Source organism: Sphingobium sp. Cam5-1, assembly GCF_015693305.1.
Lineage (GTDB): Bacteria > Pseudomonadota > Alphaproteobacteria > Sphingomonadales > Sphingomonadaceae > Sphingobium.
In genome coordinates this window covers 2,241,853-2,257,248 of the sequence record NZ_CP065138.1, presented here as the reverse complement: position 1 = coordinate 2,257,248, position 15,396 = coordinate 2,241,853, and the positions used below count along the sequence as shown (strand labels likewise).

At 63.6% G+C, this 15,396-nt stretch carries 12 protein-coding genes; 8 read left to right on the top strand and 4 right to left on the bottom strand.

From position 1 onward, the window contains the following. Positions 1-104 precede the first annotated feature (104 nt). Entirely contained in the window at positions 105-893 is a 789-nt protein-coding gene (locus IZV00_RS11265) for a PhzF family phenazine biosynthesis protein (RefSeq protein ID WP_196224730.1), read from the top strand. A gap of 43 nt (positions 894-936) precedes the next feature. Here the strand turns inward: IZV00_RS11265 and IZV00_RS11260 are convergent, their stop codons facing one another. Further along, a complete protein-coding gene (locus IZV00_RS11260; protein WP_196224729.1) occupies positions 937-1,671 on the bottom strand; it encodes a hypothetical protein in 735 nt (244 codons plus the stop codon). A 498-nt stretch (positions 1,672-2,169) separates the two neighbouring features. On the opposite strand from IZV00_RS11260, the gene IZV00_RS11255 reads away from it, so the two are divergent. The 3 genes from IZV00_RS11255 to IZV00_RS11245 all read left to right on the top strand — a co-directional run bounded on the left by IZV00_RS11255 (position 2,170) and on the right by IZV00_RS11245 (position 7,685). After that, positions 2,170-7,017, top strand: a complete 4,848-nt coding sequence (locus IZV00_RS11255; RefSeq protein WP_230463187.1) for an autotransporter domain-containing protein — start codon at positions 2,170-2,172, stop codon at positions 7,015-7,017. 110 nt (positions 7,018-7,127) lie between these two features. Then, positions 7,128-7,415 carry a hypothetical protein gene (locus tag IZV00_RS11250; RefSeq protein ID WP_196224727.1) on the top strand — a complete coding sequence of 96 codons (288 nt, stop codon included), beginning with the start codon at positions 7,128-7,130 and terminating at the stop codon, positions 7,413-7,415. A 6-nt stretch (positions 7,416-7,421) separates the two neighbouring features. Further along, positions 7,422-7,685, top strand: a complete 264-nt coding sequence (locus tag IZV00_RS11245; RefSeq protein ID WP_196224726.1) for a DUF5818 domain-containing protein — start codon at positions 7,422-7,424, stop codon at positions 7,683-7,685. Between the two features lie 254 nt (positions 7,686-7,939). Here IZV00_RS11245 and IZV00_RS11240 read toward each other — a convergent pair whose 3' ends face one another. Then, positions 7,940-9,067, bottom strand: coding sequence for a serine hydrolase domain-containing protein (locus IZV00_RS11240; protein ID WP_196224725.1), 1,128 nt, complete (start codon positions 9,065-9,067; stop codon positions 7,940-7,942). 38 nt (positions 9,068-9,105) lie between these two features. On the opposite strand from IZV00_RS11240, the gene IZV00_RS11235 reads away from it, so the two are divergent. From IZV00_RS11235 to IZV00_RS11220, 4 genes are all read left to right on the top strand, one after another. Beyond that, positions 9,106-9,426 carry a hypothetical protein gene (locus IZV00_RS11235; protein ID WP_196224724.1) on the top strand — a complete coding sequence of 107 codons (321 nt, stop codon included), beginning with the start codon at positions 9,106-9,108 and terminating at the stop codon, positions 9,424-9,426. A 140-nt stretch (positions 9,427-9,566) separates the two neighbouring features. After that, on the top strand, positions 9,567-11,336 hold the full coding sequence (gene recQ / locus IZV00_RS11230; protein ID WP_196224723.1) for a DNA helicase RecQ: 1,770 nt from the start codon (positions 9,567-9,569) through the stop codon (positions 11,334-11,336). Positions 11,337-11,470: 134 nt separating this feature from the next. Next, positions 11,471-11,899, top strand: a complete 429-nt coding sequence (locus tag IZV00_RS11225; RefSeq protein WP_196224722.1) for a TIGR01244 family sulfur transferase — start codon at positions 11,471-11,473, stop codon at positions 11,897-11,899. A 2-nt stretch (positions 11,900-11,901) separates the two neighbouring features. After that, positions 11,902-13,095 carry an NAD(P)/FAD-dependent oxidoreductase gene (locus IZV00_RS11220; RefSeq protein WP_196224721.1) on the top strand — a complete coding sequence of 398 codons (1,194 nt, stop codon included), beginning with the start codon at positions 11,902-11,904 and terminating at the stop codon, positions 13,093-13,095. A 151-nt stretch (positions 13,096-13,246) separates the two neighbouring features. On the opposite strand, the gene IZV00_RS11215 is transcribed toward IZV00_RS11220, so the two are convergent. Beyond that, positions 13,247-14,680, bottom strand: coding sequence for a porin (locus tag IZV00_RS11215; protein WP_196226625.1), 1,434 nt, complete (start codon positions 14,678-14,680; stop codon positions 13,247-13,249). 245 nt (positions 14,681-14,925) lie between these two features. Then, positions 14,926-15,381 carry a glycine zipper 2TM domain-containing protein gene (locus IZV00_RS11210; RefSeq protein ID WP_196224720.1) on the bottom strand — a complete coding sequence of 152 codons (456 nt, stop codon included), beginning with the start codon at positions 15,379-15,381 and terminating at the stop codon, positions 14,926-14,928. Positions 15,382-15,396 lie beyond the last annotated feature (15 nt).

Here is a 15,396-nt window from a genome sequence, read left to right as displayed (position 1 = left end):
CAGGATCGGTCGGCGCTTGCCAGACCAATGTCTCCATGCTGGCCCTATCGCCCGGCGTCACCGCGCGTCATCATCCGCCTCACAAGCCAGCGGAAACCCAATCCATGACCAGCCTTCCTTTTACCCAGGTTGACGCATTCGCCGACGCGCCCTTCACCGGCAATCCGGCTGCCGTGATGCCGCTCGGCCGCTGGCTGGACGATGCCACCCTCCAGGCGATCGCGGCTGAAAACAACTTGTCGGAAACGGCCTTTACGGTTCCGACGCCCGATGATCCCGACGCCGATTATGCGCTGCGCTGGTTCACGCCCACGGTTGAAGTGAAGCTTTGCGGCCATGCCACGCTGGCCAGTGGCCATGTGCTGATGGGCGGCCGCACCGCGCTGCGCTTCCGCACCCGCGACGCGGGCGTGCTGACGGTTATGCGTGACCGGGATGGCTACGCCCTTTCGCTCCCCGCATGGCATTTGGAACCGCGCGCGCTGCCGGCTCTTGCGGCCGGACTCGGTGGGGAGCCGCTTGAGTCCCATTGGCGCGACGGCGGATACGGCCTGTTCCTCTTCCCTGACGCCGCCGCCGTCCGCGCGCTCCAGCCTGACTTCGCAGCATTACGAGCGCTGGGCGACATCATGTTGATAGCCACCGCGCCCGGTGAGGATAGCGACATCCTCAGCCGCGTCTTCGTGCCCGGCGGTGGCGTGGACGAGGACCCTGTGACAGGCTCTGCCCATTGTCTGCTTACACCTTTCTGGGCGTCCCGGCTCGATAAGGTAAAGCTCAGCGCCGTGCAGGCATCTGCTCGCGGCGGTCGCCTCGGCTGCCGTCTGGACGGCGACCGGGTCATCCTGACCGGCGCCTGCCGCACGGTGATAGAGGGGCAGTTCCTGCTTTAAGCGAGCGATATTGAGCTTTGCGGCAGCCGGGCCGCTTCAGACCTCAAGCCTCGTCGCCGAGCATCCCGATGATCGGAAAGATATGCCGGACCTTGCTGCGGTGAATGGATGCGGTCACCCGGTCCTTATACTGGGTCAGGCCGATCAGGTTGCGGTCCCGCGCGGTCAGTCTGCCTATCGTCCAAAGCGACCGTTCCTCTTCGTCGCGCAGCTGCACGATGACGTCGGTATCGATGGACGCAGGCTTGATCCTGTCCAATATCACTCGCTCTCCCGCCCGGAAACGCGGCTCCATCGCTTCGCTGGGGATGTAGATCGCGAAATAGCGGCTCGCGTCGGCACGGCCGAATGGCGCGGGGATAAAGGCGGCTGGCTGGGTGAAGTCGCCCTCCCACATCTCCAGGTCGTTGGCCAGCGATATGCTGTCCTCGTCTGGGAACAGCAGCGACGCGGCATAGACTGGGATGGTCCTTTCACTCGGCATCGCAAAGGGCAGGGGCCGCTCCTTCACCAAATGTGTAGGTGCCGGTGAAGGGGCGGCAGTGATCCCCCTTGCCTCGCACATGGCGAATGGCTCGGGGAATGCTTCCTTGAGCTTGGATATGCTCCGGGCCGAAAGCGAATAACCGACCGAAGGTGTCGGATAAATGCGCGTCAGCGTCGATGGGGCCAATCCCGATCGGCGCGCTACTTCCGTCGCCGATAGGCCCGTTTCCTCAATCAGGCAACTGATCAGCCCCCGCGCTTTCTGCTGATCCCACTCATAATCAAAAGACATGCTTTTCTGCGCCTGTTCTTGGCACACCTGTGCGACCACCTGGAGAAACGACGATCGCAAACCTTGCGTCGCCTTTTGTTCGTTGTTGTTTCTAGAAGCGTTCACACCGCTGCCGCAAACCCGCCAAGTGCATATTGAACAATCATACAATTTGCGCACTCGGAAATCCAGAATTTTCATGAAAACGGGCAAAGAACCGCCATAAATCCGCCAAGTCACGCAGCAATGTGCGCACATATGTGCGCTGCCACAAAAACCCGTTGCGAATGGATGCGATTGCGCATAGGAGATTTGCGCAAGTTGCGCACACGCATGTGGAAGTGCGTCTGGCAATGTGCAGGGGGTGAAGGGGATTTCACCGCGCATATTAGATGCGGCAGGTCGGGTGGTGTCGTCCCGGCCCGGATGTCCCCTTGCGCCGTCTGGCTTTGCGGCTTTGCACGATGACTAGGGGAATAAAGAATGAGAAATAACTCGAAACTGCATCGGATGCTGCTCTTGTCAGCCTCGATGCCGGCGATGGCGCTCCTCGCCAACGCCAGTGGAGCCTCAGCCGCTCCCGCAACTGTGAACGTGCCCACCGGCGCGGGTACAAGCGCCGCGGTGAACGCCAGCATCGATGCCGCGATCACCACTCCTGCAAACCCTGACCTTACGGTAACGATCGCCTCGGGCGCGGACATCAGCGGCGGCAGCGTCGGCTATGATTTCGTCGCGGGCGGCTATGCGGCTGGCGAGGGCGATGGCGCTGTTTCACTGACCAACGATGGCCTGGTCACCGGCATCGCCTTTGGCGGCGTCGGCAGCACCGCCGCCGCGAACAGCTTCACCGCCACCAACAATGGCGAAGTCACGGGCGGCATCAGCGCAACGGACTTCGGCGGCACGGCTTCGGTCACCAATAACGGTTCGGTGGGCGGCAGCGTGTTCGGCTCGGCCTATGGTGATGTTGCGCTCGTCAACGGTCCCGCGGGCGAAGTCGGCGGCAGCCTGATCGGCTCAGCCCTTGATGCCGCGAACGTCTCCGTCACCAACAACGGTTCCGTCGATGGCGACCTTGTCGGCACGGCAACGACTGGCTCTGTCACCCTGGCCAATAGCGGCTCGGTCGGCGGCAGCGCCTTGGCCTCGACCACCGATGGCGCCATCTCGATCACCAATGCCGCCGCTGGCCGCATCAGCGGCGACGTCGATGCCGATTCGGACACCGGCGCGATTACCATTGCAAACAACGGCCAGGTCCTCGGCCAGACCAATGCGTCGAGCGGCAGCACGGTATCGACCAGCACTGGTCCCACGGTCACCGTTTCGGGAACGACCACGACCACGCAGTCGAGCAGCTCGAGCGAAACCGTCGGCGGCGATGTGACCGGCACCTATGCGGGCATCAACGGCTCGCTGAACTTCGGCACCGGCAATGATGGCAGCGTCAGCCAATTCTCCGCCGCCAACAGCACGGCCACGGTCAGCGGCAGCGTCTATGGCGATGTGTCGTCCGTCGCGCAGGGCTTCTCGCAGGCCGATGCAAGCACGGACGTTGCAACCGACTCGCGTGATGGCGCGGGCACCGGCACGGTCGTCGCCACCAGCGTCGACACGATCGATGTCGCCACCACCGGCGGTACGAGCACCGTCAACGTCAGCGGAACGGTTGCCCCCGGCGATTCCGGCCGCAACGGCGATGTGTTCTCCTCCGGCAACGCAGGCAGTGCGGTCAACGTCAACGGCGGCCAGATCTCGGGCAACGTCACCTCGACGAGCCAGGGTTTCGCCATCAATGTGACGACGAACTCGGAAAGCACCGACACCTATGACGCTGGCGTCCTGCAGGGAACCAGCTCGTCGGCCAGCACCCAGTTCACCCAGAGCCAGACCGGCGGCGCGGCTTCGGTCGCACTTCAGGGCGCTGCCAATGTAGGCGGCAACGTCAACGTCGCGGGCACCGCTTCGGCTTCTGCCGACATCGGCGCGGATGCAGCAGTGGGCGGCAACGTGTCTGTCAGCACCGTGCAGACCGGACCTTTCGCCTTCACGCCTGCTGACGTGGCATTCGCTACCTCCGCAACGCGCACGGTAGACGCCGCTGGGGATGGCACGGCTGTTGTCACCTCGTCCTCGACCCAAGCCGCTCCGGCTGTTGCTGGCAACGCCACGCTCAACAATGCCGGACGCATCGAAGGCAATGGCAACGTCACCTCGGCCTTCGGCAACGCCAGCGCAAACATCACCGGTTCGGTTGGTGGATCGGTCTTCGCCTCTTCGGGCACCGACCTGTCCAACAGCGAGAGCGTTGACAATTATAGCGTCACTGGCGGCATCGATACGCTGACGACCAGCACGCAAACCAACAGCTTCACCTCCGCAGGCGGTCAGGCTTCGGTCGTCGTGGACGCTCCCTCGCAGCAGGGTGTGCCCAGCGTTGCTGGCAACATCTTCGCCTCGGGTGTGGATGGCGCGTCGATCACCATTGGCGAAGGCAGCGTCATCGGCGATGCCAACTTCGGCACCGGCGGCAATCTGTTCGCCAGCAGCTCGGCCTTCGACAGCAGCGAAGAAACCGTCACCACCTATGCGGCTGACGGCTTCACCCCCGTCAGCGTCGTGACGACGCTCACCGGTCAGCCTGTCGGCGGCGCGGCTTCGGTCACGAACAACGGCACTGTTCTTGGCGATGTCGAAGTTGAAGGCCTGGCTTCTGCCTCGCTCGTCAACAACGGTTCGCTCGGCACCCTGTTCGCGGGCAATGTCTTCAGCGTCTCGGCGTTGGATGCAGGCGGCACCGCGACGATCACCGACACCAACCCGACCGACGCTGGCACCCGCACGATCGCGGCAAACGTCACGGCGGCTCCAGCAGGCGGCAACGCCAGCTTCACCAACAACGGCATCGCCTTCGGCGACGTCGAGCTGGAAGGCGTCACTGGCGCTGTCACGAACAACGGCATCCTGACGGGCAACGCGACACTCGGCGGATCTGTGTTCAGCGGCACGGCCACTGTCGATGCGACGGTCAACACGACCGCCGTCACCGTCACGGCTGCTCCTGCGGCTCAGACCTACACGGTCGATCAGAACGGCATCTCGCGCGGTTTCACCGTAACGGGTGCAGTATCGACGCAGGACGACGTTGCTTCCGCACTGACGTCGTTGGTTTCCGGATCGGGCGTCCCGCTGAACGCATCGCAGGTCGATCCTGCCGCGTTCAACCTGACCGTAGGTGGCGAAGCTGCCGTCAAGACGGCTGACATCAACGCCACGATCAACCTCAACAACGGCTCGATCACGCTCGGCGACATCGACGCACAGCGCGACGACAGCGGCGCGTATCTGACCAACACGACCGTCAACCTGAACGGCGGCGGTTTCCTGGGCGCCAGCGAGCTCAAGATCGCCGGATCGACCGCAACGTCGAACTTCACGCCAGTCGCGACCCTGCCGGAAGAGGCGGAAGGTCTGTTCAGCCCGACTGCGGTTCGCGTGCTGGGCGTCAACACCGTCAACAAGACCGGTGCTGGCACCTTCGTCGTGACGGGCGCCGAATATGTTCCGGCTGAAGGCTCCTCGCCTGCTGCCTGGACGATGGATGTCGGCAACCTCAACGTACAGGCTGGCGAACTCCAGCTGGACGTTGCTTCGGACGACGCGGTCTTCGGAATCAAGGGCAACATCAACAATGATGCGACCCTCGTCCTCGGCCGCCGCGCACCGACCTTCATCCGTACGGTCGGCAACAGCATCGTCACGCCGGGTCCTGAAGCCATCAAGGGCATCGAAGTCTATCAGCAGGGCAACTACACCCAGACTGCCAACGGCACGACGGTCGTAGGCGTCAACCCCTCGCTGGTCCGCTTCGGCAGCCTTGACGTCAACAACGGCGGATCGGCTCCGGAAATCCTGGGTCCGATCACGGGCGGCGTAGGCATTCCCTACTTCACCACCCCCGAAAATGCCGGTGTCTTCTCGACCCCGTCATCTGTGACGGTGGATGGGAACCTGAACCTCGCTGGCAAGGTCGCGGTGACCGTGTCGAAGGACAGCCTCTATTCCACGGGCGATGGCTACACGCTGTTCACCTACACTGGAACCGGCGACGTCACGGCAACTGCAACCCCTTCGCTTAGCTCGCAGTTCGTGACCTTCGGCCTGAAGCATGACACGACCGCCAAGACCGTGTCGATCGAAGCGACCCGCAACAGCTATGCTGTCGGCGCGACGAACCCCAACGCGGCTGCTGCCGCTGTGGGCCTCGACAGCGCTCTGGCTGACGTCATCGCCCGGGTGAAGACGGACGCTGCTGGTGGCAACGGCTTTGCTTCGGTCACGGAGATCGCCAACGCTCAGGACATCGCCAACATCGCGGCCGGTCTCGACTGGCGCCTGAACAGCGCACAAGCAGCGCAGGTCTTCAACGAGCTTTCCTCGGCGGAGATCTACGGTTCGCTTGCTGCGGTGGATCAGAACGCGGTCTTCAACACCACGGTCAACCGTCTGGCGGCGCGTCGCGGTTATGGAGAGGCGCTGGGCACCCAGCTCTGGTTCAACCCCTCGGCTAACTTCGCCAAGACGGGCGGCACCCGCTCGGGCGCATCGAAGATCAAGACCAACAGCTATGGCGGCGCCTTCGGTATCGACGTCGCTTATCAGGAAGACGGCGCCTTCGGTGTCGGCTTCGGCTACGGTCAGCATGACGTAACCGCTCAGGGTTCGCCGGAAGAAGCGCAGGTCCGCACCTACACCATCGGTGCCTATGCGACGCAGGGCTTCGGCCCCTTCTACGGCAGCTTCCAGTTCGCCTACGGCTTCTCGAAGTTTGAAGTCGAACGCGACCTGACCCTGCTTGCCCGCACGATCGAAGGCAACTTCAAGGGTTCGCAGTGGGATGCCAGCCTTGAACTGGGCTATGACTTCGCGGCCGGTAACGGTCTCGTCGTGACGCCCTTCGGTAAGCTGGCCCTTCGCCGCTGGTCGATGAACGGCTTCACCGAAAAGGGTGGCGCAGGCATCGGTCTCAACGTCGATGACGCGTCGAAGACGGTCTTCTCGCCGGTCATCGGTGTGAAGGCAGGGGCTCTGCTGGGTGATGTCGATGGTGTGGCTTACCGCCCCTATGCCAAGGTGCAGTATAGCTTCCAGGGTAACATCGGCAGCGATCGCACCGTCCAATATGTGGGCGGCGGCAATGCCTTCAACCTGAAGGGCGTCGATCCCGATGGTCACGGCCTGATCGAACTGGGCATCGACACATCGGTGAACAAGCGCGTCAACCTGTTCCTGTCCGGCGGCTACGGCTTCGGTGGGCACAACAGCCTGGCTCAGGTCCGCGGCGGCATCAGCTTCGGTTTCTGATCCAACCCTCCTCATGCACTGGGCGCGTCGATTTCGACGCGCCCTTTTTTTGCTCCAGCCACCGTGCTGGCAGAACATGACATTCCAGGATTGGAAGGACGGGCATGAATATGAAATGGGAACACTATGTCGCTGACATGCTGATCGAGCGGCTAAGGCAACATCATGTTCAGCTTCTGACGGGCGAACAGGAAACGATATGCTTCTTCGTCGATCCAACGTCCCCGTCCACGCGCCGCTGGACGGTCAGTGATTATGACAAGGGCGTGGTCGATGGCGCTATTCGCGAACTGCAACATCTCATCCACTCGTCCCCGCTGCTCAAACGTGCCATATTCGATCGTCTGTCGATGTTAGGTGGCGCTACTGGGGCACACCGCCGACGGCTACCGGGGTAAACCGCGATGCCCAAAGGTACATGGCATGTGGAAACCGGAATATTGCTTGCCCGCCAATGGGGTTACGCATTGGAAACCGACGGCGGCGGCATGTGGCAACTCGACGTGCCCGGATCGGCGCGGCGCTATCTCGGCATGCGCGTGACGGTCGAGGGAAGGCGGTCAGGCTTCGACATGCTCGACGTGCATCGCATTTGGCCGGTCGATCGGCCCATAGAAAACCCGTGGCGCCGCTGGCCGACACTAATCCGACGCTTCGGCCTTAGCTGACCTGGACTTCCGATGCGCGGGCTTAGAACAGTCGTCACGATGCAGGGCGGGAGCATCGTGCCTTTTGTCTAAATTACCCAACCCCGTTCGGGCTGAGCTTGTCGAAGCCCTTCCATTTTAAGAGATGAAGCCGCCGACTTCGCCGTCCTCGGCTCGACAGGCTCAGGGCGAATGGTGGAGCGAGGCAGTGCTGATATAAGGCATGAAGCTCCAGCAAGGTGACCGGACATATTAACATCCGGCGGAACGCTACCTCAGGCAGAAAACAGCCGCATCAACCGCGCAAGCCCCCGCTTAACCGCGGTTCGCTGCTCCTTTTCCGGCGAAGCCCCGATCCGTACAACCGTCAGCGCCTGACCCGGCGACACCAATATATATTGCCCCCCATGTCCCACACAGCCAAACAGGCTGCGCGGCGCATCCCCCGGCATCAGCACGCTTTCCTCGCTTTCGCGGTTCAGCCAGAGATGCGCGCCATAGGCAGCATTGCGCCCTGAAGGCGTGCGCATGAAATCGACCCATTTTTCCGGCACGATCTGATGTCCGTTCGGCCCGCGCCCATGGTTGCGCAGCAGTTCTCCAAAACGCGCATAATCGCGCGCCGTCATATGCAGGAAACTGCCGCCGATCATCGTGCCAGCGGCGTCATATTCCACCGTCAGGCTCTTGATCCCCGCCGGAATCTTCAGCCGTCCATCGATGAATGTCTGCATCGCCTGCCGCCGAACATCGGGATCAGGATTGCTGGTCAGCATCCGCGCCATCAGGTCGCCCAGAATCAATGTGTTGCCGGTCGAATAGGAAAAGCGCGACCCCGGCGCATGTGCCAGCGGCTTCGCTTCGGCAAAGGCGCTCATATCTTGCGCGCCGTCGGTGAACAGCATACGCACCGTGTCCGCCTCGGCCAGCGGCTCGTCATCCTCGACATGATCCAGCCCTGACGTCATGGCGAGCAATTGCCGCAGCGTAATCTTTCCGCGTGGATCGCCCGGCTGACCCCATGCCGCGACCGGCACCGGCGAATCCAGCGCCAGCCGCCCGTCAGCGACCATCAGGCCAACCAGCACCGCCGTCACGCTCTTGCCCATCGACCAACCAAGCAGCTTGGTCTCCGGCCCGAAACCGGGCGCATAGCGTTCCGCCACGATCTCGCCCCGGTGCATGACGATCAACGCGCGGGTCTCGCCCACATCCTCATCGCCGTCGAACAGCGGATCGATCGCGGCCCGCAAATCCCCCTCATTGACGCCTGCATCCGCCGACACCTCATAAGTCGTCTCCGGATCGGCTGCACGCACGGCGAGGCCGCCTGCCAGCGCCAGCAGCGACAAAATGGCGACGCCGATGCCAACAGGCTTTACGCTTTTCCGATCGAGCTTCATAAGCCGCGCCCTTAGCACGGCTCATCGGAAAGGGGAGCATGTCCGCACGCCCGAAATGGATTTATGCGCTTGCCGTCGTCGCGCTGCTGCTCGTCCTGCTGCTGGCATGGAACTGGAGCGCAATGCGCGCCCGCGCGGCCGTGGGCGCGGGTTTCGGCGCGCGCGTCACCTGCTCCTGCCGCTATGTGGAGGGAAGGGGGATGGACAGCTGCAAGCATGACAAGGAACCCGGCATGACCTTCGTCACCCTCTCCGACGATCCCGAATCGCGCAGCGTCGAAGCCAGCGTCCCCCTGCTAGCCTCCCGCACCGCCCGCTACCGCAAAGGCTGGGGCTGCCTCCTCGACCCAATCGACTAGGATGCCCCCCGCGCGCAGCGCCTCAAAAAGCTCTGCGCCCTCTGCGCCTCTGCGCGCATAAATTTCGCGCTCTTCCTTCTCCGTGTCTCCGCGTGAACCCAAAATATTGCCTCCCCAGCCGAACCCGCTACAGCCGCCAGATGCGTTCGGACATCCCCAGTCTCCTCCACGACATTTTCGGCTTCCCCGGCTTTCGAGGCGTCCAGGAACAGGTCGTCGGCCGCATCATGGCTGGCCAGCCAACCCTCGCCATCATGCCCACCGGCGCAGGCAAGTCCCTCTGCTACCAACTACCCGCAGTCGCGCTCGACGGCTGCTGCGTCGTCATCTCGCCGCTCATCGCGCTGATGCACGACCAGCTACGCGCCGCCCAGGCGGTCGGCATCCGCGCCGCCAGCCTGACCAGCGTCGATGCCGACTGGCGCGAGACCCAGGACCGCCTCCGCAACGGCGATCTCGACCTGCTCTACGTCGCCCCCGAACGCGCAAGCGGCGAAGGCTTCCGCAGCCTGCTCCGCGCCACGAAGATCGCCCTCTTCGCCATAGACGAAGCGCATTGCGTCTCCGAATGGGGCCATGATTTCCGCCCCGACTACCGCCTGCTCCGTCCCTTGCTGGACGAGTTCCCCACCGTCCCGCGCCTCGCGCTCACCGCCACCGCCGATCACCACACCCGCGACGACATCCTGGTCCAACTCGGCATTCCGCGCGAAGGCCTCATCATCGCAGGGTTCGACCGGCCCAACATCCGCTACGCCGTCCACCCCCGCGACGGCTTGCCGCGACAGCTGTCCGACCTCATCTCCGCCAGCCAAGGCCCCGGCATCGTCTACGCCCCGACCCGCGCGGCCACCGAAAAGCTCGCCGACACCCTGTCCCGCACCGGCCGCCCGACCCGCGCCTATCATGCGGGGCTAGACCCATCCGTCCGCGCCGCCAACCAGGCCGCCTTCATCGCCAGTGAAGACATGGTCATGGTCGCGACCATTGCGTTCGGCATGGGCATCGACAAACCCGACGTCCGCTTCGTCGCCCACGCAGCGCTGCCCAAATCGATTGAAGGCTATTATCAGGAATCCGGCCGCGCAGGCCGCGACGGCGAACCAGCCGAGGCGCATCTCTTCTGGGGCGCCGACGACTTCGCCCGCGCCCGCCAGCGCATTGGCGAACTCGACCCCGCCCGCCAGCAGGGCGAGCGCACCCGCATCACCGCACTCGGAGGCCTGGTTGAAACCGGCACCTGCCGCCGCGCCATCCTGCTCCGCCATTTCGGCGAGCATCCCCCCGCCAGCTGCGGCAATTGCGATAATTGCCTCAGTCCGCCCGCCAGCATCGACGCCACCGAAACCGCCCGCAAATTCCTCTCGGCCGTCTATCGCACCGGTCAGAGCTTCGGCGTCGGCCATATCGAACAAGTGCTGACCGGCGCCGTCACCGACCGCATCCGCGAGCGCGGTCACGACAAAATCTCCGTATACGGCATCGTATCAGGAGACGAGACAGCACTGCTCCGCCCAGTGTCCCGCGCTCTCCTCGTAAACGATGCTTTGCAAACTAACGAACATGGCGGCCTCGAACTCGGCCCCACCGCCCGCCCGATCCTGCGCGGCGAAGAAGCGGTTAGCCTGGTCCTCCCCCCACGCCGCGAGCGCCGCCGCAACGCCCGCAATGCCAAGGCGGAAAACCCGGTCGGCGATCCGCTGTTCGACGCCCTGCGGGTCTGCCGCCGCGAACTGGCGCAGGAACAGGGCGTGCCCCCCTATGTGATCTTCCACGATTCCACCTTACGCGAAATGGCCGAGCAGCGCCCCGCGACCCTCGCCGAACTCGGCCACATCAGCGGCATTGGCCAGCGCAAGCTGGACGCCTATGGCGACGCCTTCCTGGCCGCGATCCGCCCCTACCTCTAAAAAATCCTCGCCCCTTCAGGGGAGAGGGCCGGGACTTGGAGAGGGGAAGGGCGGATTGCCCCCTCCACGCCCAAAACCCCCTTGAATCCCGCCCCCCACAAGCGCATGGCTCGCGGCAGAAGGAGTCCCGCCCCATGTTCCGTCAGATCACCCCCAACCTCTACGTCTCCCCCCAGATCAGCGTCGATCAGGTCGAGGAAGCCAAGGCCTTGGGCGTGACCATCATCATCAACAACCGCCCCGATGATGAGGAACCGGGCCAGACCAACGGCGCGGAAATCGAAGCCGCCGCCAAAGCAGCAGGCCTCGCTTACGCCGCCGTCCCCGTCGCCCACGGCGGCTTTGCCCCCTGGCAGCTCGACGGAATGGCCGAGGCACTGGGCCAAGCAGGCGATGGCAAGGTCCTCGCCTATTGCCGCTCCGGCACCCGCAGCACACTCCTTTGGGCACTGACCCGCGCCCGCGCCGGTGAGCACCCCGCAGCGCTCAGCGAAAAGGCGGAAGCGGCAGGCTATGACCTCACCCCCATCCGCCAGATCATGGACGCGCTCTCCGCAGGCTGATCTTGTCCACCACAGCCGATCAATTTGACGCCATCGTCCTCGGCGCTGGCGGAGCGGGCCTCATGTGCGCGGCGGCGGCGGGGCAGCGCGGCAAACGCGTTCTCGTCCTCGATCACGCCGACCGGCCCGGAAAGAAGATCCTGATCTCGGGCGGCGGCCGCTGCAATTTCACCAACATCCACACCGCGCCCGACCGCTATCTCTCGGCCAACCCGCATTTCGCCAAGTCCGCGCTGGGCCGTTACACCCCGTCTGACTTCCTCGCGCTGGTCGAACGTCACGGCATCGCTTGGCATGAAAAGACGCTGGGCCAGCTTTTCTGCGACCAGTCCGCGCGCCAGATCGTCGCCATGCTGCTCGCCGAATGTGAGGCAGGCGGCGTCACCATCCGCCTCGGCCACGCCCTCGGCGCGATCACCCACGCCGATGGCCAATATAGCGTGACCCATGGCAACCAGACTGTACAAGCCCCGGCGCTGGTGATCGCCACCGGCGGCCCGTCCATCCCGCAAATGGGTGCGACCGGATTTGCCTATGACCTCGCCCGCCAGTTCGGCCTCAAGGTGGTGGAGCCGCGCCCGGCACTCGTCCCGCTGACCCTCGGCGGCGAAGACATGCTCTTCCGCTCGCTCTCCGGCGTTTCGACCCCCGTTATCGCCCGCCACGGCAAGACCGCCTTCCGCGAAGCCGCGCTCCTCACCCATCGCGGCCTGTCCGGCCCGGCGATCCTGCAAATATCCTCCTATTGGCGTCATGGCCGCGAAATCGCCCTGGACTTCCTGCCCGACATGCCCGCGAACTGGCTGACGGAAGCCAAGCGCAGCAAGCCCCGCGCCTCGCTCGTCAGCCTGTTGCGTGCCCATCTTCCCGACCGCCTCGCAGACGCCCTGGCCGATCGCCTCGCGCTCTCCGGCGATCTCGGCAACATCGCCGACCGCAAGCTGGAAGAGGTGCAGCGCCGCCTCGCCGCCTGGTCCTTCGCCCCCAACGGCACCGAAGGCTTCGCCAAGGCGGAAGTCACGATCGGCGGAATCTCGACCGCAGACCTCTCCTCCCGCACGATGGAGGCGCGCCGCATGCCCGGCCTTTATGCGATCGGCGAAGCAGTCGATGTCACCGGCTGGCTAGGCGGCTATAATTTCCAATGGGCATGGGCCAGCGGCTGGGCGGCAGGACAGGCGATCGGCGAAGGCTAGTTAAATCAGCAACACCTCAATACCGTTCGCCCTGAGCTTGTCGAAGGGCTCTACTTCTTTTCAGGAAGAGAAGGCTTCGACAAGCTCAGCCCGAACGGGTTGAGCGATTCAGATTAAAGGCACTTCTCTAACCGCCTAGCCCGCAAACCGATCAATAATTCCACTGCACCTGCGTACGGATCAGATCACCCGTGGCGCGGCCCATGCGCCGCTCATCCGCCTCGGCCCGCTTCATCCGCGCATAGGCTAGCGTGATCTCCAGCGCCTTCCACGGCTGCCATTCCAGCCCCAATTCCAGCTCGTCGGTTTCCAGTCGGGGGGCGTTCGTCCCGGCCTTCCACCCGCCCCGATAATGCTGCCACCGCCCGTAAGGCATCAGCACACCGACCGTATCGGCGGGAATGCGATACATCATCTGGACATAGCCGCCGTTCAGCTTCTTCTTTTCGATCGACTGGCTTACCCGGTCGAACTCCGGCCCCTTGCCCCAATTCCATTCCGCCTGAATGCCGAAGGGCTGGGGATAGAGCATCGCATGGATGCCGACACGATCATCGTCATAGGATTGCTCACTGATCGCGACCGCCGATCCGTTGCGCACTTCCGGCTGGTAGTCGTTCATCATCGCCGACCCGCCGATTTCGAAGACCTGATCCTCGAACATGCCGCCCAGACCATCCAGTTCGAACGGCCAGGTTGCAAAGGCAACCTTCATCAGCCCGCGATTCTGCTCGGTCTTGTTGATGCCCTGACCATTAAAGACGCCCAGACCGAACGCACCATAATTGCCGAACAGCTTCTGCCCGTCATGCCCCAGCCGGTCCCAGATCTTCTGGACCGAAGGCGGCGTGTAATAGCCGACGATGCCCAAGTCGCGCTCGCCCGGCACGGCGCTGTTGATCGCGTCGCTGCGATCCAGTGTCAGGCGGTTGGAGGACGATTGCATATTCTCCCAGCCATAGGGCACCTTGGACTGGCCCAGGCGCACGCGGAATGTCTTGGCCTTGTCCAGGAACACGTCAGCATAGGCGTCGCGCAGCTGTACAAAACCTTCCCGCCGCTCACTGCCCGCCTGATTGTTTACGGCAGCGGAGAAATCGGACTGAAGGTAGAGCGACACGCGATCGGAAATGTCGCCCTGAACGACAAGGCGCGTCCGGCGGAGCGAGAAGCTGCTCTTGTCGGAAATTCCGCTGTCATGCACCGACCGCAGGCGCGACTGGCCTGCCGGTGCGGTGTCGTCGCCCGACAGAAACGCATTATAGCGCATCTGGGTATAGCCGCGCAGCGACAGCCGCTCATACCAGGCCTTCGACTTCCTTTCCGGCGCAGATGCCTGAGTCACGACCGGCTGCGCGGGCGCAGCGGCAAGAACCACAGGGGCCGTCGCCGAGCCCGTGACAGGAGCAGGCGCGGCCGACGCGTTCGCGCTCGCGACTTCGGCACTGCCCTTATTGGCGGCAAGCGCACTCGTCAGCGCCTGAATCTGCGCCTTCAACTCGTCGATCTGACGCTGCAACGCTTCATTGCTTTGCGCCTGCGCCACTTCCGGCATCAACGCCAGCAGGCTCACGGCAAGAGCCATGCTTTTCATCTTTGACCCTGTCACGAAAATTTCCCCTGTTTCGATCGAGGGGCGAATTATGATTTTTCAGTGACAGTTCAGTGACAAATATCTTTCGCTTAAATGACAGCGAACCACCGACGTATTTTTAATCGTCATCCCAGCGAACGCTGGGATCTCAGGCCCCACAGCCGAACATTAGCGCAAGCCGCCTAAGTCAGACAAAAAAACGGCGCATCACTCCCGCGACACGCCGCCCACTTATCTTACCGGCAATCCCCGCGCTCCACCTCGCGGCCTGCCAACGCGCCAGCGCCAGCGCCCAGGATCAGGCCAGTCGTGCTCGGCCTGTTCCACCGTCCGCCACGACCAATCTCCCGACCCAGCAAGCCGCCCAATACGCCGCCGACCACGGCGCCGGTCGTCCCGGACGAACAGCCATCATCATAGGCCCGCGCCCGATAGCGGCGGGGCGCCTCGCGATAATGGTCCTCGCGATATTCCCGATATTCCACCGGCCGCCGGTCATAATCGCGATAGCGATAGCCGCGATCATAATCCCGATCGTCCCGCTCATAGGTTTCGCTGCGATAATAGCTGCCGTCGTCCCCTTCATAGCGCTCGCTATAGCGATAGCTGCTCTGCGCAAAGGCGGGCGAGGCGGCAGCGCCCGCGATGGCGGCACTGGCAACGGAAAGAGAAATGATGAACTTGCTCAACATGGCATGCCTCCACTG